Raw genomic sequence first — 26,209 nt, 5'->3', positions numbered from 1 at the left:
CGGAGAGGAACGGCATGGGCGCGGTGGACCGGCGTACGTCGTCCGACCGGACCCGGGTCGCCGGGGCGAGGGCCGACGAGCGGCGAGAGCTCCCGTACCTCGTGGAGGGGCACGGGCCGGCGGCCGTCCGGCTGCTCGGGGAGGTCGGGGACCGCGACCACGTCCTCGGTCGGTTCCCGGTGCCGCTGCCCGTCGCGGTCCGTACCGACCTCGACGGCGGTGTACGGCACGCCTTCTGGACCTCGCCGGGGGACTCCGGGCGTCCGTGGCACGAGCTCACCGCGTACGTGGTGGAGCCGGACGGTGCGGCCGTCGGGCTGTACTGCTCGCACGAGGGGGCGGAGGCGCACTCCTGGGCCCTGCACGTCTGGCGTTCCCTGCGGCGGGAGCCGGTCACGCCCCGCTGACGATCTCCCGGGCCATCGTCACCAGTTCCTCCGTCGCCGGGTGCGGGAAGGCGTCGCGCCAGGCCAGGACGACCGGGAGCGGGGGTGCGTCGGGGAGGGGGCGGTAGGCGACGCCCGGGTGGGGGTGGAGGGCGGCCGTGGAGGCGGAGGAGACGCCGATGCCCCGGCCGGCGGCGATCGCCGTGAGCCAGTCGTCGGTGTTGGCGACCGTCAGGGTCGCCGCCGGGCGGGCGGTGGCCGGCCAGAGGGACAGCGTGGTCGTGCCCGAGACGGTGTTGAGGACGACGGTCTCGCCGGTGAGGTCGTCGAGGGCGAGTCGGCCGCGGTCCGCGAGCGGGTGGTCGGCCGGGAGGGCGGCCACCCGAGGTTCGGTGGTGAGTTCCGCCGTGACCAAGCCGGGTGCCTCCACGGCCCCGCGCAGCAGCGCCGCGTCGACCTCGCCGCGGGCGAGGCCGGCGGTGCGGTCGTCGATGCGGAGGAGTTCGAGCGGGGTCTCGGGGTGGGCGCGCTGCCAGCGCCGGAGCAGGGGAGTGGTGTACGGGCCGAAGGCCGACCAGGCGTGCCCGAGGCGCAGGGGGCGGTGGCGCAGGCGCGCCGGGTCGACCGCGGCGTCGAAGGCGGCGAGGGCGGCGGCGGCCCGGTCCTGGAACGCGCGGCCTTCGGCGGTCAGGGCGAGGTGGTGGGTGGAGCGGTCGACGAGCCGGGCGCCGAGGTGCTGCTCCAGGGCGGCGAGGGTGCGGGAGACGGCGGGCTGGGTGAGGTGGAGCCGGGCGGCCGCCCTGGTGAGGCTGGATTCCTCGGCGATGGCGAGGAAGCAGCGGAGGTGACGCAGCTCGATGCTCATGCGTCCGGAGCATAACCGCAGCACAATCGGCATTTCCGGTGCCGCGCTGGGGCTCGTAGCGTGGGAGGGGAGTTCCGGGTGTGGCTCGGACGGGGGTGCATTATTCTGGACTTGAGGTTCAGTTCAGTGAACTAGCGCGTGTGGGTGAAGGAGTCGTCGGTGGACAGTCCGGTCAAGGAGGCGGCTCCGGCCGCGGCGCCCGTGGCTGCTCAGGCGCCGGCGCCGGCGGCGCCCGCGGCGCACCCCGGAGCAGCCCCGTCCGCCGCCGGTCACCGGCTCGGGCCCGTCGCGCTCGTCGTCGCCGGTGGGCTGTCCGTGCAGTTCGGCTCGGCCGTCGCGGTTCTGCTGATGCCGCGCGCCGGAGCGCTCGGGGTGGTCACCCTGCGGCTCGTGCTCGCCGCCGCCGTGCTGCTGATCGTGTGCCGGCCCAAGGTCCGGGGCTACGGCCGGGCCGACTGGGGGACGATCGTCGCCTTCGGCACCGCCATGGCCGGCATGAACATCCTCTTCTACCAGGCCGCCGACCGGATCCCGCTGGGTGCCGCCGTGACCCTGGAGGTCCTCGGCCCGCTGATCCTCTCCGTCGTCGCCTCGCGCCGCCTCGTCAACCTCCTCTGGGCCGGGCTCGCCCTCGGCGGCGTCGTGCTGCTCGGGGGCGGCGGCTTCGACCGCCTCGATCCGCTGGGTGCGGGCTTCGCGCTGGCGGCGGGGGCGATGTGGGCGGCGTACATCGTCTTCAGCGCCCGTACCGGCCGCCGCTTCCCGCAGGCGGACGGGCTCGCGCTCGCGATGGCCTTCGGCGCGGTCCTCAGCCTGCCGCTCGGCATCGCGGAGGCGGGCGACAAGCTCCTCGTACCGTCGACGATCGGCCTGGGCCTCGCGGTCGCGCTGATGTCCTCCGTCCTCCCGTACACGCTGGAACTCCTCGCGCTGCGCCGCCTGCCCGCGCCCACGTTCGCGATCCTGATGAGCCTGGAACCGGCCATCGCGGCGGCGGCCGGCTTCCTCGTCCTGAGCCAGGCCCTGTCCGCCACCGACGCACTGGCGATCGCCCTGGTCATCGGGGCGAGCATGGGGGCGGTCCGCACCCAGTCCCGCCGGACCCGGGCGGAGTAGAAGCGGCCGGCCGTCCTCGTTCGGGCCGAGGCCGCTTCAGGGCAGGGGATGTCAGTGCGTCGAGACCTGGAAGCAGGCCACGTCGTACTGGGACACGGAGTGGGGGTTGACGGAGTTCTGCGGCTGTTCGCCGGCGTAGTGGGTCCCGGCGACGCCGTCGGGGTTGAAGGCGGAACCGGGGGCCGACTGGGACTGACCCGGGCGGACGGGCTGCTCTTCGCAGGACTGGTTGGGCTGACCGGCGAAGGCGGGGCCCGCGGCGATGCCCGCGGTGCCCGCCGCCGCGAGGGCGACCGAGGCCACCGCGAGCGCTGCACGCTTCAGCGGATGCATGACCACTCCTCCTTCCGCGGAGTGCCTGTCTATGGGTACGTGCGCGGGGAGGGGGATGGATTGCCCGGCGACCGACGTCCGGGCGGGCGCGGGGCGCCGGGCCGGGTGACCTCGGTGCCGCGCATCGCGACGCGGCTCCGGTCCGGTCCGGCTCTGGCCTGGTCCGGCTCCGGCCCCGCCCCGCCCCGCCCCGCCTATGATCCGCCCATGATCGCCGACCTCCAGTGCATCGTCCTCGACTGTCCCGCGCCTCGCGAACTCGCCTCCTTCTACCGTGCGGTGCTGGGCGGGGACGTCGACCGGCCCGACCCCCGCTGGTCCCTCGGGGAGGACTGGTCCACCCTGCACACCCCCGGCGGGCTCGTCCTCTGCTTCCAGGGCGTCGCCGACCACCGCCCGCCGACGTGGCCGGACCCGGAGCTCCCTCAGCAGTTCCACCTCGACTTCGGCGTCGCGGACCTGGACGCGGCCCATGAGCAGGTCCTCGCGCAGGGCGCGAAGCTGCTCGACGGCGGGTCGGGCGCGCGGAGCTGGCGGGTGTACGCGGACCCGGCGGGGCATCCGTTCTGCCTGGTCAGGCACTGACCCGAATCTGTTGATCTTTGGCCGCAGGCCTGTTTCGGCCTGTCGGGCGGGCGTGGACGATGGAGTCGTTCTCAGTCGTTCTCAGTTGTTCTCAGTCGTACGAGGAGGGGAGCCGATCATGGCCCTGGAGATGCGAGACCGGTGCGAGCGCTGCGAGACGGCGACCCTGACGGCCGACGGGCCCGCGCGGATCTGTTCGTACGAGTGCAGCTACTGCGTGCCCTGCGCCGACGCCATGAACGACGTCTGCCCCAACTGCGGCGGTGAACTCGTGCCCCGTCCGCGCCGCGCCGCGGCCTAGCCACGAGCTGTCATCGCCGCTGGTCGGCCGGGGGGTCCTCCCGGTCGTCCATCAGCTTCACTGATGATAGTTGATACCTTCGCGAAGGTTTTTATTTCATGGGTCCATGACCGCATCCACCAGCTCCACTCCGGAGCCGGCGACACTGCCGGCTCGTCCCGGGGCCTACCGGGACGGCAGGACCCCCCTCGCTGACGCCGTGCTCGCCGTCGCCCGACGTGACATCGCCACGTTCCACGCGCTGCCGCTCTCGCACGGCCGGTCTATCCGCGACTCCCACATGCGGGAGACCTACGAGGCGCTCTTCGGCGCCGCGCAGCTCGCGGCCGACGTGTCCTACAGCGGCACGATGCTCGACTCCTTCTTCCGGCCACGGGGGCCGCTTCGCGAGGCCCAGCGTCTCGCGGCCCGCAGCTTCGGCGCCGACGCCACCTTCTTCCTCTCCGCCGGCACCAGCACCGCCAACCGGGTCGCCCTGACCGCGCTGACCCAGCCCGGCTCCCGCGTCCTCGCGGACCGCTCCTGCCACCAGTCGGTGCACTTCGCCCTCAACTCGCTCGGCGTCCAGGTCGCGTACGCCCCCATGCAGCGCTGCTGCGACGGCTGCCCCCGGACGTACGCCGACCTGCCCCGGCTCCTGGAGATGTTCCGCGCCGCCGCCGCCGAGGGCCGGCCCTTCGACACCGTCGTCCTCTCCGCCGTCTCCTACGACGGCGTCCGGTACGACCTGCCGACCGTCCTCGCCGAGCTCGCCGCCGTCCACCCCACCGTCTCCGTCCTGGTCGACGAGGCCTGGGGCGCCGCCCACCGCTTCCACCCCCGGCTGCGCCCGCTCACCGCGCTGCACGCCGTCGAGGCGCTGCGCGCCGCCGACCCCCGGTTCGCCATGAACGTGGCCGTCACCCACTCCGCGCACAAGTCGATGTCGGCGCTCCGCCAGGGCTCCTACCTGCACCTCATCGGCGACGGCGAGGCCCAGGAGCGCACCGCGCAGGCCCTCTTCCAGCACCACACCACCTCGCCCAGCTGGCCCGTCCTCGCCAGCCTGGACCTGGCCCGGCTCCAGGCCGAGACCGAGGGCGAGTCGCTCCTCGGCCGCTCCCTCGGGCTCGCCCGCACCCTGCGCGTCGAGCTCGCCACGGACCCGCGGCTCTCCGCGTACCGCCCGCTCGGACCCGACGGCCACCTCACCGACGCCGCGCAGCTCGTCAGCGACGACCCCACCCGGGTCCTCGTCGACATCAGCGCCCTCGGCATCACGGCCGCCGACTTCCGCCGGATGCTCTTCGACGAGTACGCGCTGTACGTGGCCCGGGAGAGCGGCGACGCCGTCCTCTTCCACATCCACATCGGTGTGGACGAGGCCACCCTGCTGCGCCTCCTCGACGCCCTGCGCACCATCCAGCGCACCTACCGGAGCGCCTCCGCGGCCCTGGCCACGGGCACCTCCGAGCACTTCATCATCGCCTACCCGCCCGGCATCCCGATCACAGTGCCCGGCGAGAAGCTCTGCGAGCGGACGCTCAGTCAGATCGACACGCTCCGCTCCAGCGGCTGCGAGATCTACACGCTGCGGAACCCGACCGTCTCCGCCCGTGAGCTCGCCGTCCAGGCCGCCGCCACCGGCTCCGTACCGGCCACGGCCGACCACCTGACCGTCGAGAGCCTCACCACCGAGGGCCTCACCACGGAGGGCCTCACCACGGAGAGCCTCACCACGGAGGGCCTCACCACCGAGCAGCTCGCCGGTGCCGCCGCCGCCGTCTCGGCCACCGGCACCACCGCGGCCACCGTCACCGCCGCCGCGACCGCCGTCGCCACCAGCTGATCCGCCACCCCCCGATTACGAGGAGAGCACCTCCATGATCAAGATCGCGGACATCCGCAAGCACGCCGCCCGCTGGCCCCAGCGCGTCGCCGTCGTCGACGGCGAGACCCGCATGACCTGGGCGAGCTTCTCCGACAAGGTCAGCCGGGTGGCCTGCGCCATCCAGGACCTGCTGCCCGAGGCCCGGCCGGCCCGCGCGGTCTTCCTCGCCGAGAACAGCTGGGAGCTGGTGGTCTCCATGGCCGCCGTCAGCTCCCTCGGCATCCCCTGCGTCGGCCTCGACTACACCGCCGGACCCGTCGCCACCACCGCCGCGCTCGACCAGCTGGAGCCGACCGTCGTCATCACCTCGAAGGCCCACCGCGGCCTCGTCGAGGAGTGCGGCTGGCCGGGCGGCCAGGACATACTCGACATATTCATCGACAGCGAGCCCGTGGGCCTGCCCGACGGCCAGACCGTCTCGGTCAGCTTCACCGACCTCCTCGTGTCGGCACCGGGCGAACCGCAGCCGGTGGAGCAGCCCTTCGAGGCCTTCTCCTTCACCTCCGGCACCAGCGGCGTCCCCAAGATGGTCGTCCGGCGCACCTCCTTCGAGGCCCGCCGCTTCGCCGACCTCGTCGACCAGTACGCCTTCGACGAAGAGGACGTCCACCTCGTCACGGTGCCGCTGTACCACGCCTCCGGGCCGGGCTGGGCGCGCATCTTCCTCACCCTGGGCGGCACCGTCGTCCTCGGCCCGCACGACGACGCCGAGGAGCTCATCCGCATCATCCAGGACGAGGGCGTCTCCACCACCCTCATGGTGCCGCCCGTCCTGGCCCGGGTCGTCGCCCACCCGAACTCGGAGCACCTGCACAAGACCTCCCGCCTGCACTTCGTCCTCTCCGGCGGCCGGCACCTCAACCGGTGGGTCATCAACAACGCCTGGGACCGCCTCGGCCCGGTGCTCCACCTCTACTACGGGACGACCGAGACCGGCGTGAACGTCATGATCGGCCCCGAGGAGCTGCACGTGGCGCCCTGCCGCTCCGGCCGCCCCATGCCCGGCAACACCGTCGTCGTCCTCGACGCCGACAACAAGCCGCTCCCGAAGGGCAGTCGGGGCCGGGTCGCCATCGCCAGCTACCAGCTGATGGACAGTTACGCGACGAGCGAGCCCGACTTCATGACGCTGGACTACGGCGGCCGTACGCAGCGCTTCCTGCTCACCGGCGACAGCGGGCTCGTCGACGAGGCGGGCCGGCTCGAACTCACCGGCCGCAACGACGGCGTCGCCAAGGCCGAGGCGGGCAAGCCCCTCGACGTCAACATCTTCGGCCTCGAAGCCGATCTGATGGACCTGCCCTGCGTCCGCGAGACGGCCGTCCTGCGGACGAAGCTCCCCGGCGCGGGTGAGGTGCTCGTCGTGCCCTTCACCCCCGTCGCGCCCGAGCGGCAGGAGAGCGGCTACCGGGCGGTCAGCGCCGCCTGCGCCCGCCGCGTGCCCTGCCTCCCGGCGTACGTCGTCCCCGTCGACGCCATCCCGTACAGCCCGACCGGCAAGGTCCGGGCCGCCCAGCTCCTGGAGTCGGTCCTGCCGCTGCTCGACATCCGGCCCGCGGAGTCCCGCGAGCCGGAGCCGGTCGGGGTCTGATCCCTCCGTCCCCGCCCGGGGGGCCGGGTTCCACCCCCTCCGCAGGACCCGGCCCCCCTCCCCTCCCCTCCCACACCTCCCACTCCCAGCCGGCTCAGGCCCGACAGGAAGACTCATGAACAGTCAGAACACGTACACGCGAGGCGTTCTCCTCTGCCTCCTGGCCACGGTGTCCTGGGGCGCGATGTTCCCCCTCATGGACTCCACCCTGAAGCACATCGACCCCTTCACCTTCACCGTGATGCGCTACACCATCGCCGGTGCGATGTTCCTGGTCTTCCTCCGGATCCGCGAGGGCAAGGCAGGGCTCCGTCTCAAGGGCGAACGCATCGGTCTGGCCTGGCTGTTCGGCACGGCCGGCTTCGCGGGCTTCCAGTTCCTGGTCTTTTTCGGCCAGGACCTCATCGGTGAGCGGGGCGCCCTGAACGCCTCGATCATGATGGCGACCATGCCCATGATGGGCTTCCTGGTGAACTGGGTGCTGAAGAAGGTCGTTCCGCCGAAGTTCTCGCTCGTCTTCATCGCGATGTCCTTCGTCGGCACCATCCTCGTCGTCTCCGACGGTGACATCGGCTCGCTGATCGCCGACCCGAAGACGGCCGGCGCCGACGCCCTGCTGCTCTTCGCCGCGCTGTGCTGGGTCGTCTACACCTCGGGCGCGAGCTACTTCCCGACCTGGTCCCCGATCAAGTACACCGCCATCACCACGGTCCTCGGCCTCGCCAGCGCCGCCGTGATCACGGCGATCATCCTGGCCGCCGGCGGCGTCCCGGTCCCGACGGCGGGCGCCGTGGGCTCGATCCTTCCCCAGCTGGCCTACATGAGCGTCATCGCCGGCTTCGTCGGTGTCCTCGGCTGGAACTTCGGCAACCGCTACCTCGGCCCGCTCAACGGCGTCCTCTTCATGGACGTCGTGCCGATCACCGCGTTCGTGATCTCCGCCCTGACCGGTGTCGTCCCGGCCGGCATGCAGATCGTCGGCGCCTCGCTCACGGCGGCCGCGCTGGTCTTCAACAACCTGTACCTGCGCCGGGTGGCCGCCAAGGCCGCCGCGGCCGCACCGGCCCCCACTCCGGTCGTGGCCTCCGGTTCGTCCTCCGGTTCGGCCTCCGGTACGAGCTCCGCTTCCGCCCCGGCGCCGGTCGGCTCGGGCAGCAGGTCCTGACCGCTTCCGACCCGCTGAACGCGTACGGCGTGGCCTCCCACACCCGTGGGGGGCCACGCCGTTCTCCTGTCTCTCACGGCGGGCGCGCGGCTGATCAGCCGCGCAGCCCGTCGAGGAGGACGGACCGCAGCTCCTCGTGCCGCTCGGTGAGGTCCTTGCGCCGGCTGAGGACGTCCGAGATGTGCTGCATGCCGAAGAAGGCGGAGACCAACACGCGGGCCGCCGCCCGCGGTTCCACTCCGGCCCGCAGTTGTCCCGCGTCCCGGGCCTCCGTGATCAGCCGGGTGAGGTAGTCCTCCCAGCCGACGTACGGCTCGGGCAGCTCGGCGTCGATGAGCGCCCGCTCGATCTGGAGCCGTGCGCCGGCCTGGACGACGATGTCCGTCGCGAACGCCCGGGTGACCGTGTCGAGGACGGCGGCGAGCGTGTCGAACGGCTCCTCGTGGTTGCCCTCCGCGCCCTTGAGGATCTCGGGCCAGCGCGCGTAGTGCTCCTGCACGACCGCGACGGCCAGGGCCTCCTTGTTCGTGTAGTGGAAGTACACCGCTCCCTTGGTCATCTCCGCGCGTTCGGCCACGTCCTGGAGGGTCACGGTCGCGTAGCCGCGCTCGGCGAAGAGCTCGGCGGCCGACTGGAGGATGTGCACCTTCGTGCGCCGGGCACGCTCCTGCTTCGGTTCGCTGCGCTGCTTCGGGTCGGCGCTTCGTTGCTTGGGTTCGCTTCGGGGTGTCGCCATGCCTGTCCGCCTCTCTCGTTCCTATGCCTTGCAATATACATTCTCGAAGGTATATTTCTTGCTGCCGAGGGGCCACCGAGGTCCCTCGTCGCCACGATGCTTCACCTTGAGGGGGATAAGGATGTCCATCGGTGTGCTGCAGACCGTGTTACCCGTCGAGCCGCTCGCGCCCGTCGAGTCCCTGGAGTCGCTGATCCGGGAGGCCAAGGAAGGGCTGAGCTTCGACCGCACGATCTCCCGCAGGTTCGTGCACCGCGCCTCGGTGACGGAGGTCTTCCTCACCGACGCGGTCGTCGCCGGGTCCGACCGCTTCCTGGTCGGCGCGCAACTGCCCCGGAACCACGCGCTGTACCGCCCGGAGGAGACCGGGCAGGCCGACTTCATGCTCCTCGTGGAGACCGTCCGGCAGGCCGGCATCTTCCTGAGCCACCGCTACCACGACGTGCCGCTCGGCCACCACTTCATCTTCAAGGCCCTGTCGCTGCACATCAGCGACCCCGCCGCCCTCCGGGTCGGCTGCGGTCCGCTCGCGGCGGTCCTCGACGTCAAGGTCGTGACGCCCGCCGGAGCGCGGAACCCGCGCCGCTTCGACGCTCGCTTCGACATGGTGATCGAGGTCGGGGGGCGGGAGTGCGCCCGCGCCTCCGCCGGCGTCGTCGTCATCGACGGCGTGCGGTACGGGCGGCTGCGGCAGCGCGGCCGGATCGCGGAGACCTCCGGCTCGGACACCTCCGCGTACGGGGCACCCGAGGGCGCCGCCGACGACCGGGCCGTCCTGCGCCCCGTACCCGCCGAGGAGGCCCTGACCAGGCCGGCGGGCACGCGGGAATGGCGGCTGCACGTCGACCCCACCCACCCCGGCTACTTCGAGCACCCCTCGGACCACGTGCCCGGGATGCTGCTCCTGGAGGCCTTCCGGCAGGCGGCCCTGCAGACGGCGGGAGACACGGCGCTGACCACGCTGACCTCCCTGAACGCCGACTTCGCCGTCTTCGGCGAGCTCGCCGAGGACGTGGCCGTCGAGGCCGCGCCGACGGTGGACGGCCGGGTGCGCCTCTCCGCGACCCAGGGAGGACGCGTCCTCGCCACGGCCGTGGCCCGGTGCGCGTGACGGTACGACGGCACGGTCAAGGGAAGAACGGACGAGCGTAGAAAGGCAGAAGGATGGAACTCCAGCACTTACGGGCCTTCCGCGAAGTGGCCCGGGAACTCAGCTTCACCCGCGCGGCCCACAACCTGCACTACTCCCAGCCCGCGGTGACCGCGCAGATCAAGGGCCTGGAAGAGGACATGGGGGCCTCGCTCTTCCAGCGGCGCGGCAACCGCTCCGTGGAGCTCACGCCGGCCGGTGCGCGCCTGCGCCCGCTGGCGGAACGGATCCTCGAACTGGTCGAGACGGCGCAGTACGAGATCGCCGACCCGGCACCCTCGGTGGTGGACCGGCGGATGGCCCCGCAGACTGGCATGCCCGGCCGTTTCGGTGAGGCCCGCCACGCAGACACCCTCCGCGCCGACAGCCTCCGCGCAGACACCCTCCGCGCCGACAGCCTCCGCGCCGACACTCTCCGCGCCGACACCCGTCGCGTCGACAGCCGTCTCCTCGGCAGAGGAGGCAGAGCATGAGCATCGCTCCCGCCCGGGCCGCGTTCTTCGACGTGGACGAGACCCTGATCACCTGCAAGAGCATGGCCTGCGTCCTCGCCCGGTACTGGGGGCGCGGCGAGGTCGCCGCCCGCCGGCTGGCCGCCGCGCGCGCCTCGCTCCAGCGCCAGATCCGCGAGGGCGTGCCCCGCGAGCAGGTGAACCGTTCCTTCTTCCGCTTCCTCGCCGGCAGTCACCTCGACGACCTGGAGGCCTCCGGCCGGGAGTGGTACGAGAAGGCCCGCGCGGGCGGGCTGTTGCACACCCCCGTGCACGAGGCGCTGCGCCGCCACCGGGACGCCGGCGACCTGATCGTCCTCGTCTCCGGAGCCTTCTCCGCCTGCCTCGACCCCCTGGCCCGGGAGGTCGGCGCCGATCTCGTGGTCTGCACCGTGCCCGAGGTGACCTCGGAAGGAGTGCTCACCGGGGAACTGTCGGGACCGCCCATGATCGGCGAGCCCAAGGCCGAGGCCGCCCGCCGCGTCATGACGGCCTTCGGTCTCGCCGCCGAGGAGTGTTTCGTGTACGCCGACGACGAGAGCGATCTGCCGCTGTTGCGCTCCGTCGGTCATCCGGTCCTGGTGGGCGACGGACCGATCTCCGCGCCGCCGTCGGAGACGGCGTCCTGGTCCTGGCTTCCGGGCCCGGCGCCGGTGACCCCGGCCGCCTCCCCAGCCGCTTCCCCGGCGGCCGCGCGGCCCGCGCGCACTCCGGCGCCACGGGCGGCTTGAGGCTCCGGACCGGTGCGCGGACCTTTCCGCCGCCGCCGCCCGTCACGGACGCCTTGCCCCTCGCCGAAGCCTCGCCCGTACGAGAGCCCCGCCGCCACGGTGGCTCCGGGGGAGCGGTACGCCTCCGCCGCGAGCGGAGCCCGCGAGCAGCGTGAGCCGCGTGACCCGCGTGACCCGCGTGAGCCGCGTGAGCCGCGTGAGCCGCGTGAGCCGCGTGACCCGCGTGACCCGCGTGAGCCGCGTGACCTGTGGGCCCTTCCGTAACCCGCGGATCCCCGCCGCGGCGCCTGCGGACCTCCCGTGACCCGCGGACCTCCCCTCCCGTAACTCCCTTGATTCCACCCCCACATGCGCAGCCCCACCTGCGCACCCCCAAATGCGTAGTCCCACATGCGCAGCCCCCCACGCGCACGCCCCGCCCCCGGGTCCTTCCTCCCTCCTCCGGCCGTCTCAGCCGCCGCGGGAACCCGACAGTGCGGGCTCCAGCAGGTCCCACACCTCGCTCACCAGCTCGGCGGGACCCGTCGCGTCCGTCGCCGTCACCACGGCGGGGGCCCCGACGAGGAGGGCCACGACGAGCCGGGCCAGCAGGTCGGCCGGGTGGGCGGTGCGGACGGAACCCTCCTCCTGGCCCTTGCGGACCAGGACTGCCACGACACGACAGAGCTCGCCGAGCGGGACGGGCGAGGTTCCCTCGGCGCGGGCGGCGTCCATGACCAGGCGCAGTCCGGCGGCGAAGGGCACGTCCTCGGACACCCGGCGGGCGAGGTCGACGAGCAGTCTCCGCAGGGTGGGCAGTGCCGCGCCGCTCTCCTCCGCCTCGCCGGCGGCGGTGGCGAGGGCGTCGGCCCAGGCCGCCTCGAAGGAGCGGGTCAGTTCGCCCGCGAGATCGGCTTTCGAGGAGAAGTGCCCGTAGAGGGCTCCCTTGGTCAGTCCGGTGCGGGCCGTGATGTCGGCCAGGTTCGTCCCTGCGAATCCGTGCAGGGCGAACTCGGCGGCAGCCGCGCCGAGCACCAGGTCATAGGTCATGCGGGCCCTGTCCTGTTGCCTCACCGAGCGTCCGCCTCCTTCTGCTGTAGCGGCCCTCCATGGCTTTCATGACGGCCTCTCAGAAAATACCTTCCGGACCGAATCTTTTTCTACTCGCATCAGTACCACCACTGAACCTCCACGCAAGGAGTCTCGTCATGACCGTCGTCGACGCCCCCGCCTCTCTCGCCTCTCTCGCCGACCCCGGCCACCTCCGGGCCGCCGCCGCGCGCCACGCCGAGGAGGCGGAGCGGACCGGCCGGCTCCACCCCGAGGTCGTCGGGGCGATGACCGCCGTCGGCCTCGCCCGGCACTTCGTGCCCCGCCGCTGGGGCGGCACGGCCGGAGGCTTCGTCGAGCTGCTCGACACCGTCGCCGGAGCCGGCGCGGCCTGCGCCTCCACCGCCTGGTGCGCGGTGCTGCTCGCCGCCCACGGCCGCCTCGCCGCCCACCTGCCGTACGAGGGGCAGCGCGAGCTGTGGGGCGCCTCGCCCGACGTGCGCGTCGCGGCGGCGATCGTGCCCCCGGCCGGCCGGCTCGTCCGGGCACCCGGCGGCTGGAGCCTCTCGGGGGAGTGGGCCTTCGCCAGCGGGGTCGAGCACGCCGACTGGGTCCTGCTCGCCTCCCTCGACCACTCGGGGGGCGGGGCCCCCGCGTACCGGGTGTTCGCGGTGCCGCGCGAGGAGATCGGCATCCGGGAGACCTGGGACGCGGTCGGGCTCCGCGCCACCGGCAGCCACAGCGTCACGGTCGACGGGGTGTACGTGCCCGAGCACCGCACCTTCCTCCGCGAAGCCCTGGTGACCGGCGTCGCCGACACCGACGCGGCCCCCTGCCACCGGGTGCCGTACCAGCTGGTCGCCGCCCTCCTCTTCGCCCTCCCCGCGCTCGGCGCGGCCCGCGGGGCCCTGGACGCCTGGACCGGTCTCGTCGGCCCGCGCCGCCTCCCCGACGGGCGGCCGCTCACCGACGACCCGACGGTCCAGCAGACCCTGGCCCGCTGCTCGGCGGAGATCGAGGCGGCCCGCCTGCTCCTGGAGAAGGCGGCGGCCAGAGCGGACGGGCGGGACCTGCGCCCCGACTCGGCCGGGGCCGCCCCCGACCGGCGCGACGCGATCCTCGACGCTGCCCCCGACCGGCGCGACGCGATCCTCGACGCTGCCCCCGACCGGCGCGACGCGATCCTCGACGCCGCCCCCGACCGGCGCGACGCGACCCTCGACGCCGCCCTCAACCAGCGTGACGTGGCCCTCGCCGTCGACCTCCTCACCGGTGCCGTCGAGCGCCTGATGCGCACCGGCGGCGCCCGTGGCCTCAACGCCGGTGGCGGCCTGGAGCGCGCCTGGCGCGACATCCACGCCATCGCCGCCCACGCCGCCCTCCAGCCCGCCCCGGCGGCCGCGGCCTACGCGGCGACGGTCTTCCCGCCGGCCTCCGTCCCGGGGGTGTGACCGCCTCCCCCGGTGGCGGGCGGCTGCGGGGGCCCGCCGTTGCCGCGCCAGGCGGCGTAGATGCCGGACACGGCGACGGCGATCGTGGCCAGCGACTCCGGTGCGACGCCGCGCAGGACGAGGACAGCGCCGGTGACGAGCACGGCGAGGAAGGCGACGAGGTCCTGAACTCGCTTGTTTCCTTTGGGCATGGGAGGGCTCCCGCCTCTCGGTGGATGATGGGGTGACCAGGCTCTCCGAGGGGTGGGGTGCTGCGGCAGGTGCAGCAGGTGCTGCCGGACGACTGGCAGCACGCGCGGATGCGGGAACGGGGCGGTGGGATGACCGAGCTGAAGCCGATCGAGGGCGCGAGCTCGCCCGAAGTGCAGGCACTCGCCCGGGCGTTGCGGGATCTGTTCAAGGGGCTGCGGGTCTCGGCCCGCCGCTACGGGATCCGGCGTTCGTACGACTCCGGCACGGTCTCCCGCTACCTCGCCGGGCGCCGGCTGCCACCGTGGAAGTTCGTCCTCGACCTCGTTCACGACGTGGCCGAGGAGCGGGGTGCCCTGCCGACCGAGGAGACCGTCGCCATGCTCCGGGCGCTGCACACGGCGGCCGTGGACTCCGGCAACGGCACCACCCACAAAGTGCAGTTGCTGGAACGCCAGCTGGCCGAGGCCGATCGCGCGGCCCGCGGGGCGGCCACCCGCGAGAGGGTCCTGGAGGAGGCCCTCCAGGACCGGGAGCACCGCATCCGGGACCTCCAGCTGCGCGAGCGCGAGCTACGGGCGGGCGAGGCCTCGTTCGGTGCCGTGGGCGGGGAGCCGTCACCCGACGAGTACGCCCGGCTGCGCGAGGAGGTCCAGGACCTGACGGCCGAGCTGAACCGCGTCCGGGACCTCCACCGCCAGGCGGAGGAACGCTGCGAGCGGCTGGAACGGCGGCTGGCGGAGGCGGAGTCGGAGGCCGAAGGGGAGGTGGAGGTACGGGCGATCGCGGCCGAGGCGCATCCGGCGTACCGGTTCGAGCACGTCAACGGTGACGTCACGGTCGTCACGGACGGCTGGCAGGTGGACGAGGACTTCGTCGCGGCGGTGAGCGTTCAGGTGTCCCGCGGTGAGGGGCCGCCGACCAACGGGCTCCTTCTCGACGCCGAGACGGTCGTCGTCGCGGAGTGGACGCACGATGTGGATCTCGCCGCATTCTCGAAGCGTCAACGGACCGTCGTCGTCGGAGGGCGAGCGGTGCCGACCACGGCGCGCGCGGTGGTGCCCGTCCGGAAGATGGAACAGGAACAGGCCGCGACGCCCGTGCTTGCGGTCCTGCATCTGCTCGAACCGGTTCCGGTCCCCCCGGCCCCGCTGGTGTTCGACCCGCGCCCCATGCCGGGCGCTCGCCTCCTGGTGAGCGCGCACTCCTATCAGGAGCGGTACTCCTGCCTTCTCGAAGTGAAGGGCCGCTCGGGCAGGCTGCTGCGTGTGGCCGGTGAGTTGGCGAAAGGCCTGTCCGGTGCGCCGGCGTTCTCCGGAGCGGGGGCGCTGGTGGGGGTGCTCCTGATGGGCGGGTCGAGGGAAAGGGGCTTCGTCATCCCCATGGCCGTTCTGGACGACGTCCTCGCTGTTGCCCCGGTCCACTAGTCCGTGAGCAGCCCGTATGTGCGGGGGACTCCCCGCAGGGGGTCTATACACACCATGTATACACCGCGCGTATAGTCAGTGCGCATGGCACCGTCCACACCCACCCCCCTCGCCCCCCGCCTCCTCAAAGCGCTGATCGTCTCCACCCTCGGAGTCGCCGCCGCGCACCTGATCCTCTCCGACACGCTCTACCTGTCCTTCGCCGGTCAGGCCGCCACGGCGCTCGGGGCCGGGCCCGGGTACTCCGCCGATCAGGCGTTCACCTCGGCGCTCATCAACACCTTCCTGGTCATGCCGCTGGTCCTGTGGATCGGGATGCTCGTCGCGGGGGAGCGGCGGGTGGGGCCGATGGTGCTCGTGGGGACGGTCGCCTGGGTCACCGCCGTCGGGAACGGCGTCGACCTGATCGACGACGCCCCCGGCACCCTCCTCCCCTTCCACTCCCTCGCTCTCGTCGTCGGCGTCACCGCCCTCGCCTCCCTCGTACGGAGGGAGAAGAAGGTCGTCTAGGCCGCCTGGAGCGCGTCCACGACCACCATCCGGCGGACCCTGCGGGCCGGCAGGACCGAGGCCGCGACGCCCGTGAGGACGGTGGCCGCGAGGATCGCCAGGATCGTCAGGGCCGTGCCGCCCGAGGAGGCCAGGGCTTCCAGGGGCGAGACGTGGCCCGTCAGGACGGAGCGGGCGGCCAGCGTCCCGTACAGCAGGCCGAGGGCGGTGCCGGCGAGCGCCCCGGTGAGTGCGAGCAGCACCGACTCCAGGGTCAGCATCCGGCGCAGCTGCTCGCCCGCGAGGCCGATCGCGCGGAGCATCCCGAACTCACGGGTGCGTTCCTCCACCGTCAGCATCAGGGTGGCGGCGACGCCGAGCGCGGCGATCGCGATCGAGAAGCCGAGCAGGACGGTGACGACCAGCATCATCCGGTCGAGCATGGAGCGGATGAGGTCGGCATCGGACCCGGTGTCCGCGATCCGGATCTCCGGGTGCGTGGCGAGCGCCCGGTCCACGGCCGCGCGGGCCGCGTCGTGGCCGGTGTCACCGGCCGGATTGAGCAGCACGGTGGAGACAGTCGAGGCGCGCGGCGCGAGCCGGTCGAAGGTGGCCCCCGTGACGTACACCGTGGCCTCCGGACAGAGGGAGACGGGGAGGGTCGCCGCGCCGGTCACGGGCGTCAGCCGGGTGCCCGAGACGGTCAGCTCCCGGCGCTGCGTGAGGGTGATCGCCTCGCCGTCCTTGAGCGCGCGGGCCGCGCCCACGCCCTCCGCTTCGGGGTTCAGCCCGGCCGGGTCCGCGGCGGCGACGACCGTCTTGCGGCCGTCCACCGTGAGGGTGGCGGTACGGACCGGGGTGACGGTCAGCCCGTGTTCGGCGCGCAGCGCGGCGATCGCGTCGGCGGGCACCCGGCCGGCGTCCGTGTCGAGGGCGAAGACGGCCGGCATGCGGTTCGCGAGCATGCTGTCCAGGCCGCCCTTGGCCGCTCCGATCGCCGTCACGGCGGAGACGGCGACGGTCACGCCGACGAGCATCGCGGAGGAGGCGGCGGCGGTCCGGCGGGCGTTGGCCCGCAGCTGCTGCACGGACAGCCTGCCGACCGTGCCGAACGGGCGGCGCAGCGCGAGCCCGAGCAGTCCGACGAGCGGAGGCAACAGGTACCGGGCGTACCGGAGTACGGCGAAGAACGTGAGGATCGCGCCGACCGTCACGGCCAGGAGGGAGAGCGCCGAGCCGCCGAACGCCCCGAGCACGAGCAGCGCCGTGCCGACGACGAGCATCAGCACCGACACCGCCTCGCGGACGGCCCGGCTGCCCGGCTCCGGCAGCTTCGCCGAGCCGCTCGCGGCGAGTGCCGCGACCGGCGGCACGGCCGCCGCGGCCCGGGCCGGCTTGCGGACGGCCCACAGGGTGAGCAGCACCCCGAAGACCCCGGCCAGGCCGAAGGTCCACGGGCCCGGCACGAGGGAGACCTCGATCGGCCCGAGGTCGGCGAGGCCGTTGATCGCCGCCGTGCCGAGCGCGCAGGCCGCCCCGCCCGCCGCGAGCCCGGCCGCGGAGGCGAGCACGCCGAGCAGCAGGCCCTGGCGGCGGATGATCCGGCGGAGCTGGTCGCGGTCGGTGCCGACGCAGCGCAACAGGGCGAGCTGGCGGGCGCGTTGGGCGAGGACGACGGAGAAGGTGTTGGTGACGACCATGCGGGCCACGGCCATCGCGATGAGGACGAAGGACAGGGCGGCGGTCATGACGACGGCGTACATGGTCCTGGCGCCCTGGAGGGCGTTGCCCACGGCGCCGTCGTGGGTGTACGCGGAGACCTTGCCGCCCAGCGCCTTCTTGGTCGCCTTCGCCACGGTGAGCGCGTCCGCGTCCTGGGCGACGGAGAGGTCGAGGTGGGTGGCCCGCACCCCCGTCGCGTACGTCTTCGTCTGCGCGTACGGGACGCCGATCGCGGGCTGCGAGCCGAGGGCGGCCGACGCGGAGGTGTCGAGCAGGCCGGTGAGCCGGACGTCCGCCGCGCCGCCGTCGGCCTGCGTCACCCGTACGGTGCCGCCGGGCTCGGCGCCGACGCGTTCCGCGCTCTCCCGGTCGAGGACGACCTCGCCCGGGCCCTCGGGCCAGCGGCCGGTGGCGAGGCGCTGCCAGCGCAGGGCCGGGTCGGCGGCGATCGAGGTGACCAGGGCCCGGTCGTCGAGCGGGCGCCCGGAAGGGGCGATCACATTGGCGTGGCCGGCCAGGCGCTCCGCCACCGACGTCACCTGCGGCACCCGCGCGGCGCGCGCGGCCGAGCCGGCGGGCAGCGACCCGTCGGTGCCGTCCGCGACGACCTGGACGGCGGCGTCGCCGACGTCGGCCGCGGCGGACTGCTCGTACGACTGGACGAGCGCGCCCGCGCCGCCGACGGAGAGGACGAGGAAGGCCACACCGACGGCGACGGCCGAGCCGGTCAGCACGAGGCGGCGCAGCTGGGCCCGGAAGTCCTTGAGGGTGAAGGTCAGCAGTGACGACGACATGGCGTCCACGCTAGGAGGGAGGGCGGGGCGAACACGGCCCCACGGAGCAGGATTCGGGGTCATCCCGAAGGGGCCCCGCGACGCCCCTACGTACCTCTGGAGGATGACGCCCCGCGCCCCGCGCCGGTGTGGGCCAGCGCCCGCGCAGGGCGGCGCCCCGGCCCACCCGCCGTGTGGGCAATCGTCCCGCTGGGGCGGGACGGGTGGGCACACGGGACGGCGCGCCCAGCGGCGCCTCCGCGTTCCGAGCCTGGACCCGCACCCCCGGGCGGCGCACGAGTCGGTGCGGGTCAGGGCGCGGAAGCCTCGGGCGCCGGCAGGGCGCGGGTCCGTTGCGCCCACCCGTTCCGCCCCGGCGGAACGATTGCCCACAACGGGGTGGTTGCCGCCCCGGCGGAACGGCTGCCCGCAGCGAAACTAAAGCAAGCACGCTTGATTGTTTCTGGTCCCGCTGGCATGCTCCTCCGCGAAGGCCCGTGACCGCCCGTCCCCCGAGGGGAGCGCACCGTGTCCGACCCCGTCGACGTCCTCGACGACCTGCGCGACGAGAGCGAGGAACTCGACTCCCTCGTAGCGGAGTTGAGCGAGGAGCAGTGGGGCGCCCCGACCCCCGCCCCCGGCTGGACGATCGCCCATCAGATCGCCCACCTCGCCTGGACCGACCGCGCCGCCCTCCTCGCCGCCACCGACGCCGACGCGTTCGCCGCCGAGACCGAGAAGGCCCTCGCCGCCCCCGACCGCTTCGTCGACGAGGGCGCCGAGGAAGGCGCGAAGCTGCCGCCCGCCGAGCTCCTCGCCCGCTGGCGCGCCGGCCGCGAGCGGCTCCGGGAGGCTCTGCGCGCCGTCCCACCCGGGGTCAGGTTCCCCTGGTACGGGCCGCCGATGAGCGCCCCCGCCATGGCCACCGCCCGGCTGATGGAGACCTGGGCGCACGGCCAGGACGTCGCCGACGCCCTCGGGGTCGTCCGCGCGCCCACCGACCGGCTCCGGCACGTCGCCTGGATCGGCCACCGGGCCCGCGACTACGCCTTCCTGGTACGGGGCATCCCGGCGCCCGCCGAACCCTTCCGCGTCGAACTCGTCGCCCCCGACGGCCGGTTGTGGACGTACGGCCCCGAGGGCGCCGCCCAGAAGGTCACCGGACCGGCCCTCGACTTCTGCCTCCTCGTCACCCAGCGCCTCCACCGCGACGACACCGCCCTGGTCGCCGAGGGCGCGGACGCCGAGCGCTGGCTCACCATCGCCCAGGCCTTCGCGGGCCCGGCGGGCGGCGGCCGCGCGCCTCACGGGGCCGCCGAATGATCCGCATCGGCAACGCCTCCGGCTTCTACGGCGACCGCTTCGACGCCGTCCGCGAGATGCTCACCGGCGGCGAACTCGACGTCCTCACCGGCGACTACCTCGCCGAACTCACCATGCTCATCCTCGGCCGCGACCAGCTCAAGGACCCCACCGCCGGGTACGCGAAGACCTTCCTGCGCCAGATGGAGGAGGGCCTCGGCCTCGCCCACGAGCGCGGAGTCCGGATCGTCACCAACGCCGGCGGCCTCAACCCCGCCGGACTCGCCGACGCCCTGCGCACCCTCGCCGCGAAGCTCGGTCTGCCGACCCGGATCGCCCACGTCGAGGGCGACCGGCTGCCCGCCCGCGACGGCGCCCTCGCCGCCAACGCCTACCTCGGCGGCGCCGGCATCGCCGCCTGCCTCGCCGCGGGCGCCGACGTCGTCGTCACCGGCCGCGTCACCGACGCCGCCCTCGTCACCGGGCCCGCGCAGTGGCACTTCGGCTGGGGCCCGGAGGTGTACGACGAGCTCGCGGGCGCGGTCGTCGCCGGGCATGTCCTGGAGTGCGGCACCCAGGCCACCGGCGGCAACTACGCCTTCTTCCGGGGGCACGACGTGCGCCGCCCCGGCTTCCCGGTCGCCGAACTCCACGCCGACGGGTCCTCCGTCCTCACCAAGCACCCCGGCACCGGCGGCCTCGTCGACGTCGGCACGGTCACCGCCCAGCTCCTCTACGAGACGGCCGGCGCCCGCTATGCCGGCCCCGACGTGACCGCCCGCCTCGACTCCGTACGGCTCACCCAGGACGGCCCCGACCGGGTCCGCATCGAGGGCGTACGGGGAGAGGCCCCGCCCCCCACCCTCAAGGTCGGGCTCAGCCGGCTGGGCGGCTTCCGCAACGAGGTCGTCTTCGTCCTCACCGGCCTCGACATCGAGGCCAAGGCGGCCCTGCTCCAGGAGCAGATCCACGACGCCCTGGAGAAGTCCCCTCCCGCAGAGGTCCGTTGGGAACTCGTCCGCACCGACCGGCCCGACGCGGAGACCGAGGAGACCGCGAGCGCCCTGCTCCGCCTCGTCGTCCGCGACCGGGACCCCGAGAAGGTCGGCCGCACCGTCACCGGGGCCGCCATCGAACTGGCCCTCGCCAGCTACCCGGGCTTCCACGTCACCGCCCCGCCCGGCAAGGGCGCCCCCTACGGGGTCTTCGAGGCCGGGTACGTACCGGCCGGCGAGGTCCCGCACACGGCGGTCCTCCCCGACGGGAGCCGCCGGGAGCTCCCCGTACCCCCGAGGACCGCAGACCTGGCACCCGTACCCGACCCGGAGCTGCCCCGGCCGCTCCCGCAGGGGCCGACCCGGAGAGCACCCCTCGGCCGGATCGCCGGGGCCCGCAGTGGTGACAAGGGCGGCGACGCGAACGTCGGCGTGTGGGTCCGGACGGACGAGGAGTGGCGCTGGCTGGCCCACACCCTCACGGTGGGGAAGCTCGCGGAACTCCTGCCGGAGACCGCCGGCCTGACCGTCACCCGGCACCTTCTCCCGAACCTCCGCGCGGTGAACTTCACGATCGCCGGGATCCTCGGCGAGGGCGTCGCCTCCCAGGCCCGCTTCGACCCCCAGGCCAAGGCCCTCGGCGAATGGCTCCGCGCCCGCCACCTCGACATTCCGGAGGAACTGTTGTGACCGTCCTCGCCTCCGCCCTCGACACCGGCGGACCCGACTACGCGTCCCACCGCTCGGCCATGCTGGACAGGCTCGCCGCCCTCGACGCCGAGCACGCCAAGGCCCTCGCCGGCGGCGGCGAGAAGTACACCGCACGCCATCGGAAACGCGGCAAGCTCCTCGCCCGCGAGCGGATCGAGCTGCTCGTCGACCCGGACAGCCCCTTCCTCGAACTCTCCCCGCTCGCCGCCTGGGGCAGCGACTACACCGTGGGCGCCTCGCTCGTCACCGGCATCGGGGTCGTCGAGGGCGTGGAGTGCCTGATCACCGCCAACGACCCGACCGTGCGCGGCGGCGCCTCCAACCCGTGGACGCTGAAGAAGGCCCTGCGGGCCAACGAGATCGCGTACGCCAACCGGCTCCCCGTCATCTCGCTCGTCGAGTCAGGCGGCGCCGACCTGCCCTCCCAGAAGGAGATCTTCATCCCGGGCGGGGCGCTCTTCCGCGACCTCACCCGGCTCTCCGCCGCCGGCATCCCGACCGTCGCGGTCGTCTTCGGGAACTCGACGGCGGGCGGCGCGTACGTCCCCGGCATGTCCGACCACGCCGTGATGATCAGGGAGCGGTCGAAGGTGTTCCTCGGCGGTCCGCCGCTGGTGAAGATGGCGACGGGGGAGGAGAGCGACGACGAGTCGCTCGGCGGCGCCGAGATGCACGCGCGCACCTCCGGTCTCGCCGACCACTACGCCGTCGACGAGGCCGACGCGATCCGCCAGGCCCGCCGGATCGTGGCCCGGCTCAACCACCGCAAGGCCCACCCCGACCCGGCGTTCGCCGAACCCCCGAAGCACGACCCGGAGGAACTCCTGGGGATCGTCCCCGGCGACCTCAAGACCCCCTTCGACCCGCGCGAGGTGATCGCCCGGATCGTCGACGGCTCGGACTTCGACGAGTTCAAGCCGCTGTACGGCACCTCGCTGACCACGGGCTGGGCGCGGCTCCACGGCTACCCGGTCGGCATCCTCGCCAACGCGCAGGGCGTCCTCTTCTCCGCCGAGTCGCAGAAGGCCGCCCAGTTCATCCAGCTCGCCAACCAGCGCGACATCCCGCTCGTCTTCCTCCACAACACCACCGGCTACATGGTCGGCAAGGAGTACGAGCAGGGCGGCATCATCAAGCACGGCGCCATGATGATCAACGCGGTGTCGAACTCCCGCGTGCCCCATCTCTCCGTCCTCATGGGGGCGTCGTACGGCGCCGGGCACTACGGCATGTGCGGTCGCGCCTACGACCCGCGCTTCCTCTTCGCCTGGCCGAGCGCGAAGTCCGCCGTCATGGGCCCGCAGCAGCTCGCCGGCGTCCTGTCCATCGTGGCGCGCGCCTCGGCGGCGGCGAAGGGGCAGCCGTACGACGACGAGGCCGACGCCGGTCTGCGCGCCCTGGTGGAGGCGCAGATCGAGTCCGAGTCGCTGCCGATGTTCCTCTCCGGCCGGCTCTACGACGACGGGGTCATCGACCCCCGCGACACCCGCACGGTCCTCGGACTGTGCCTCTCCGCGATCCACACGGCACCGGTCGAGGGCGCGCGCGGCGGCTTCGGCGTCTTCCGAATGTGAGGCCTCTTCCGATGATTTCGACCGTACTGGTCGCGAACCGGGGCGAGATCGCCTGCCGGGTCTTCCGCACCTGCCGTGACCTGGGCATCTCCACCGTCGCCGTGTACTCCGACGCGGACGCGGGCGCGCTGCACGTCCGGGAGGCCGACGCGGCGGTACGGCTGCCGGGGGCCGCGCCCTCGGAGACGTATCTGCGCGGCGACCTCGTGGTGAAGGCGGCGCTCGCGGCGGGCGCCGACGCCGTCCACCCCGGGTACGGCTTCCTCTCCGAGAACGCCGACTTCGCGCGCGCCGTGACCGACGCGGGCCTGATCTGGATCGGCCCGCCCCCGGCGGCGATCGAGGCGATGGCGTCGAAGACCCGCGCGAAGGAACTCCTCGGGATCGCCCCGCTCATGGATGTCACCGCGGCCGACCTGCCCGTCCTGGTGAAGGCGGCGGCGGGCGGCGGCGGCCGGGGCATGCGGATCGTACGAGAACTCGCCGATCTCTCCGATGCGTTGAGGGCGGCGTCGACGGAGGCGGCGAGCGCGTTCGGCGACGGAGAGGTGTTCGTCGAGCCGTACGTGGAGAACGGCCGCCACGTCGAGGTGCAGCTCCTCTGCGACACCCACGGCACGGTCTGGGCGCTCGGCACCCGCGACTGCTCCCTCCAGCGGCGGCACCAGAAGGTCGTCGAGGAGGCCCCCGCGCCCGGCCTGCCGCCCGGCCTCGTCGAGTCGCTGTACGAGCAGTCGGTGGCGGCGGCGAAGGCCGTCGGCTACGTCGGCGCGGGCACGGTCGAGTTCCTCGTCGCGGACGGGCGGGCGCACTTCCTGGAGATGAACACCCGCCTCCAGGTCGAGCACCCGGTCACCGAGGAGGTGTACGGCGTCGACCTCGTCGCCCTCCAGCTGGCCGTCGCCGAGGGCCGCCCGCTGCCCCCGGAACCCCCGGCCCCGCACGGCCACGCGATCGAGGCCCGGCTCTACGCCGAGGACCCGGCGCGGGGCTGGGCCCCGCAGACGGGCGTCCTGCACCGCTTCGAGGTCGCCGGAGGAGTGCGCGTCGACACCGGATACGCCTCGGGCGACACGATCGGCGTCCACTACGACCCGATGCTCGCGAAGCTGATCGTCCACGCCGAGACGCGGGAGGCGGCCCTCCGCAAGCTCACCCACGCCCTGGAGCGGGCGGTGGTCCACGGCCCGGTCACCAACAGGAACCTGCTCGTCGCCTCCCTGCGGCACCCGGAGTACGCGCGGGAGGAAGCTCTCGACACGGGCTTCTACGACCGGAACCTGCCCGGCCTGACGGCCCCGGCGCAGGGCGAGGAGTACGCGGCCGTGGCCGCCGCCCTCGCCCACGCCTCCTCCCGCACGGGCCGGTTCGGCGGAGGGTGGCGCAACCTCCGCTCGCAGGACGAGACGCGGACGTACGGAGACCACGAGATCCGCTACCGGCCGACGAGGGACGGCGGCTACGAGGTCACGTCCCCGGAGGGCGTGCGGGTCGTGGAGGCGAAGCCCGACTCCGTCAGCCTGGAAGTGGCGGGAGTGGTACGGCACTTCGCCGTCGCCGCATACGAGAACACCGTCCACGCGGGCGGCCACCGCCTCGCCGTCCGCCCCCGCTTCACCGACCCGCGCGACCAGTCGGCCCCCGGCTCGCTGCTCGCCCCCATGCCCGGCACCGTCGTCCGGGTCGCGGACGGCCTGGCCGTCGGCGACCGGGTCACCGCCGGGCAGCCGCTGCTCTGGCTGGAGGCCATGAAGATGGAGCACCGCGTCATCGCTCCCGCCTCCGGCACGCTCACCGCGCTGCACGCCGTCCCCGGCCGCCAGGTCGAGGTGGGCGCCCTGCTGGCCGTCGTACAGGAAAACGCCCCGACCGAAGCACAGGAGGAAGACCCCGCATGAGCACCCTCATCGATTCCCCCGAGCACACCGCACTGCGCGCCGCCGTCTCCGCGCTCGGCCACCGCCACGGACCCGGCTTCGACCGGGCCGAGCTGTGGGCCGAGGCGGGCAAGCTCGGCTACCTGGGGGTGAACCTGCCCGAGGAGTACGGAGGCGGGGGCGGCGGCATGGCCGAGCTGTCGATCGTCCTGGAGGAGGCGGGCGCGGCCGGCGCGCCGCTGCTGATGATGGTGGTCTCGCCGGCGATCTGCGGCACGGTCATCGCCCGCTTCGGTACGGACGAGCAGAAGCGGGCGTGGCTGCCGGGGCTGGCGGACGGGTCGAAGACGATGGCGTTCGGGATCACGGAGCCCGACGCGGGCTCGAACTCGCACCGCATCACGACGACGGCGACCCGCACCGAGGAAGGCTGGGTCCTGAACGGCCGCAAGGTCTTCGTGTCGGGCGTCGACATCGCGGACGCGACGCTGATCGTGGGCCGCACGTCCGACGCCCGCACGGGGAACCTGAAGCCCTGCCTGTTCATCGTCCCGCGCGACGCACCCGGCTTCGGGCGGCGGCACATCGAGATGGAACTCGACGCGAACGAGAAGCAGTTCGAGCTGACCCTCGACGACGTGCACCTGCCCTTCGAGGCGCTGGTGGGCGACGAGGACGCGGGCCTGCTCCAGCTCTTCGCGGGCCTGAACCCGGAGCGGATCATGACGGCGGCCTTCGCCATCGGCATGGGCCGGTACGCCCTCGCGCAGGCGGTGAAGTACGCGAAGGAGCGCCAGGTCTGGAAGGCCCCGATCGGCTCCCACCAGGCCATCGCGCACCCGCTGGCCGAGGCCCACATCGAACTCGAACTGGCCCGCCTGATGATGGCGAAGGCCGCGGCCCTCTACGACGCGGGCGACGACATGGGCGCCGGCGAGGCCGCGAACATGGCGAAGTACGCGGCGGCGGAGGCCTGCGTGAAGGCCGTCGACACCTCGGTCCACACCCTCGGCGGCAACGGCCTCACCCGCGAATTCGGCCTGGCCCGCCTGATCACGGCGGCCCGCGTGGCGAGGATCGCCCCCGTCAGCCGGGAGATGATCCTGAACTTCGTCTCCCACCAGACACTGGGCCTGCCCAAGTCGTACTGACCGGGACGGGGCGCCCGCCCCGGCCCGGCGGGCGCTCCGCGCTTCTCCGACCGCGACGGCGTGGCCTGCGAGAACTGAGACGCGCCGAGGCGTTCTGCGGCCCGCTCCTCTCCCAGGGGCGGGCCGTCGGTCGTCCCAGGAACCATGCAAGCATGCTTGATTGTTTTTCGGGGTACTGACAAGGTTCCGTACCGAGTCT

At 73.4% G+C, this 26,209-nt stretch carries 24 protein-coding genes; 18 read left to right on the top strand and 6 right to left on the bottom strand.

Translation table 11 applies throughout. The features are described from left to right. Window positions 1–14: 14 nt before the first annotated feature. Window positions 15–407, top strand: coding sequence for a hypothetical protein (locus AC07AW_RS06225; RefSeq protein ID WP_478814273.1), 393 nt, complete (start codon window positions 15–17; stop codon window positions 405–407). Here AC07AW_RS06225 and AC07AW_RS06220 read toward each other — a convergent pair. Next, entirely contained in the window at window positions 394–1,251 is an 858-nt protein-coding gene (locus AC07AW_RS06220) for a LysR family transcriptional regulator (RefSeq protein WP_478814272.1), read from the bottom strand. The genes AC07AW_RS06225 and AC07AW_RS06220 overlap by 14 nt on opposite strands. A gap of 201 nt (window positions 1,252–1,452) precedes the next feature. Here AC07AW_RS06220 and AC07AW_RS06215 point away from each other — a divergent pair, with 201 nt between their 5' ends. Then, the gene (locus AC07AW_RS06215; RefSeq protein WP_478814398.1) at window positions 1,453–2,367 is read left to right on the top strand and encodes an EamA family transporter; all 915 of its coding nucleotides are present in this window, start codon (window positions 1,453–1,455) and stop codon (window positions 2,365–2,367) included. Between the two features lie 51 nt (window positions 2,368–2,418). Here the strand turns inward: AC07AW_RS06215 and AC07AW_RS06210 are convergent, their stop codons facing one another. Continuing rightward, window positions 2,419–2,700 carry a hypothetical protein gene (locus AC07AW_RS06210; RefSeq protein ID WP_359514381.1) on the bottom strand — a complete coding sequence of 94 codons (282 nt, stop codon included), beginning with the start codon at window positions 2,698–2,700 and terminating at the stop codon, window positions 2,419–2,421. Between the two features lie 207 nt (window positions 2,701–2,907). On the opposite strand from AC07AW_RS06210, the gene AC07AW_RS06205 reads away from it, so the two are divergent. From AC07AW_RS06205 to AC07AW_RS06185, 5 genes are all read left to right on the top strand, one after another. After that, window positions 2,908–3,285, top strand: a complete 378-nt coding sequence (locus AC07AW_RS06205) for a VOC family protein (protein WP_478814271.1) — start codon at window positions 2,908–2,910, stop codon at window positions 3,283–3,285. A gap of 118 nt (window positions 3,286–3,403) precedes the next feature. Continuing rightward, on the top strand, window positions 3,404–3,586 hold the full coding sequence (locus AC07AW_RS06200; protein WP_478814270.1) for a DUF1272 domain-containing protein: 183 nt from the start codon (window positions 3,404–3,406) through the stop codon (window positions 3,584–3,586). Between the two features lie 106 nt (window positions 3,587–3,692). Beyond that, on the top strand, window positions 3,693–5,414 hold the full coding sequence (locus tag AC07AW_RS06195; protein ID WP_478814269.1) for an aminotransferase class I/II-fold pyridoxal phosphate-dependent enzyme: 1,722 nt from the start codon (window positions 3,693–3,695) through the stop codon (window positions 5,412–5,414). Window positions 5,415–5,448: 34 nt separating this feature from the next. After that, entirely contained in the window at window positions 5,449–7,047 is a 1,599-nt protein-coding gene (locus AC07AW_RS06190) for a class I adenylate-forming enzyme family protein (RefSeq protein ID WP_478814268.1), read from the top strand. A gap of 115 nt (window positions 7,048–7,162) precedes the next feature. Next, a complete protein-coding gene (locus AC07AW_RS06185) occupies window positions 7,163–8,212 on the top strand; it encodes a DMT family transporter (protein ID WP_478814267.1) in 1,050 nt (349 codons plus the stop codon). A gap of 94 nt (window positions 8,213–8,306) precedes the next feature. On the opposite strand, the gene AC07AW_RS06180 is transcribed toward AC07AW_RS06185, so the two are convergent. Continuing rightward, window positions 8,307–8,948, bottom strand: coding sequence for a ScbR family autoregulator-binding transcription factor (locus AC07AW_RS06180; RefSeq protein ID WP_478814266.1), 642 nt, complete (start codon window positions 8,946–8,948; stop codon window positions 8,307–8,309). A gap of 121 nt (window positions 8,949–9,069) precedes the next feature. On the opposite strand from AC07AW_RS06180, the gene AC07AW_RS06175 reads away from it, so the two are divergent. Genes AC07AW_RS06175 through AC07AW_RS06165 form a run of 3 tightly spaced genes read left to right on the top strand, consistent with a single transcriptional unit; the run spans window position 9,070 to window position 11,320 of the window. After that, entirely contained in the window at window positions 9,070–10,059 is a 990-nt protein-coding gene (locus tag AC07AW_RS06175; protein ID WP_478814265.1) for a ScbA/BarX family gamma-butyrolactone biosynthesis protein, read from the top strand. 53 nt (window positions 10,060–10,112) lie between these two features. Then, window positions 10,113–10,571, top strand: a complete 459-nt coding sequence (locus tag AC07AW_RS06170; protein WP_478814264.1) for a LysR family transcriptional regulator — start codon at window positions 10,113–10,115, stop codon at window positions 10,569–10,571. After that, window positions 10,568–11,320 carry an HAD family hydrolase gene (locus AC07AW_RS06165; RefSeq protein ID WP_478814263.1) on the top strand — a complete coding sequence of 251 codons (753 nt, stop codon included), beginning with the start codon at window positions 10,568–10,570 and terminating at the stop codon, window positions 11,318–11,320. The genes AC07AW_RS06170 and AC07AW_RS06165 overlap by 4 nt, the downstream gene beginning before the upstream one ends. 450 nt (window positions 11,321–11,770) lie before the next feature. Here AC07AW_RS06165 and AC07AW_RS06160 read toward each other — a convergent pair whose 3' ends face one another. After that, window positions 11,771–12,349 carry a TetR family transcriptional regulator gene (locus AC07AW_RS06160; protein ID WP_478814262.1) on the bottom strand — a complete coding sequence of 193 codons (579 nt, stop codon included), beginning with the start codon at window positions 12,347–12,349 and terminating at the stop codon, window positions 11,771–11,773. Between the two features lie 158 nt (window positions 12,350–12,507). On the opposite strand from AC07AW_RS06160, the gene AC07AW_RS06155 reads away from it, so the two are divergent. Further along, window positions 12,508–13,800, top strand: coding sequence for an acyl-CoA dehydrogenase family protein (locus tag AC07AW_RS06155; RefSeq protein WP_478814261.1), 1,293 nt, complete (start codon window positions 12,508–12,510; stop codon window positions 13,798–13,800). On the opposite strand, the gene AC07AW_RS06150 is transcribed toward AC07AW_RS06155, so the two are convergent. Continuing rightward, window positions 13,755–13,991, bottom strand: coding sequence for a hypothetical protein (locus AC07AW_RS06150; protein WP_478814260.1), 237 nt, complete (start codon window positions 13,989–13,991; stop codon window positions 13,755–13,757). The genes AC07AW_RS06155 and AC07AW_RS06150 overlap by 46 nt on opposite strands. A 57-nt stretch (window positions 13,992–14,048) precedes the next feature. Between AC07AW_RS06150 and AC07AW_RS06145 the strand changes: the two genes are divergently transcribed. Together AC07AW_RS06145 and AC07AW_RS06140 are read left to right on the top strand one after the other, a co-directional pair. Beyond that, a complete protein-coding gene (locus tag AC07AW_RS06145) occupies window positions 14,049–15,416 on the top strand; it encodes a hypothetical protein (RefSeq protein WP_478814259.1) in 1,368 nt (455 codons plus the stop codon). Between the two features lie 84 nt (window positions 15,417–15,500). Then, a complete protein-coding gene (locus AC07AW_RS06140; protein WP_478814258.1) occupies window positions 15,501–15,926 on the top strand; it encodes a hypothetical protein in 426 nt (141 codons plus the stop codon). Here the strand turns inward: AC07AW_RS06140 and AC07AW_RS06135 are convergent. Further along, entirely contained in the window at window positions 15,923–18,421 is a 2,499-nt protein-coding gene (locus tag AC07AW_RS06135) for an FtsX-like permease family protein (RefSeq protein WP_478814257.1), read from the bottom strand. The two genes, AC07AW_RS06140 and AC07AW_RS06135, sit on opposite strands and share 4 nt — an antisense overlap. A gap of 507 nt (window positions 18,422–18,928) precedes the next feature. On the opposite strand from AC07AW_RS06135, the gene AC07AW_RS06130 reads away from it, so the two are divergent. The 5 genes from AC07AW_RS06130 to AC07AW_RS06110 are packed head-to-tail and all read left to right on the top strand — an operon-like array spanning window position 18,929 to window position 26,010. After that, on the top strand, window positions 18,929–19,723 hold the full coding sequence (locus AC07AW_RS06130; RefSeq protein WP_478814256.1) for a TIGR03084 family metal-binding protein: 795 nt from the start codon (window positions 18,929–18,931) through the stop codon (window positions 19,721–19,723). Then, on the top strand, window positions 19,720–21,387 hold the full coding sequence (locus AC07AW_RS06125) for an acyclic terpene utilization AtuA family protein (protein WP_478814255.1): 1,668 nt from the start codon (window positions 19,720–19,722) through the stop codon (window positions 21,385–21,387). Before AC07AW_RS06130 ends, AC07AW_RS06125 begins: the two co-directional genes overlap by 4 nt. Continuing rightward, window positions 21,384–22,982 carry an acyl-CoA carboxylase subunit beta gene (locus AC07AW_RS06120; protein WP_478814254.1) on the top strand — a complete coding sequence of 533 codons (1,599 nt, stop codon included), beginning with the start codon at window positions 21,384–21,386 and terminating at the stop codon, window positions 22,980–22,982. Before AC07AW_RS06125 ends, AC07AW_RS06120 begins: the two co-directional genes overlap by 4 nt. An 11-nt stretch (window positions 22,983–22,993) precedes the next feature. Continuing rightward, complete coding sequence (locus AC07AW_RS06115) at window positions 22,994–24,880, top strand: acetyl/propionyl/methylcrotonyl-CoA carboxylase subunit alpha (RefSeq protein WP_478814253.1); 1,887 nt, start codon at window positions 22,994–22,996, stop codon at window positions 24,878–24,880. Then, on the top strand, window positions 24,877–26,010 hold the full coding sequence (locus tag AC07AW_RS06110; protein WP_478814252.1) for an acyl-CoA dehydrogenase family protein: 1,134 nt from the start codon (window positions 24,877–24,879) through the stop codon (window positions 26,008–26,010). The genes AC07AW_RS06115 and AC07AW_RS06110 overlap by 4 nt, the downstream gene beginning before the upstream one ends. The last annotated feature ends 199 nt before the right edge of the window (window positions 26,011–26,209 follow it).

Source organism: Streptomyces sp. NPDC044003 (assembly GCF_056435185.1).
Note: the sequence above shows the minus strand (reverse complement) of the source record. Positions and strands in the feature narration are given on the sequence as shown.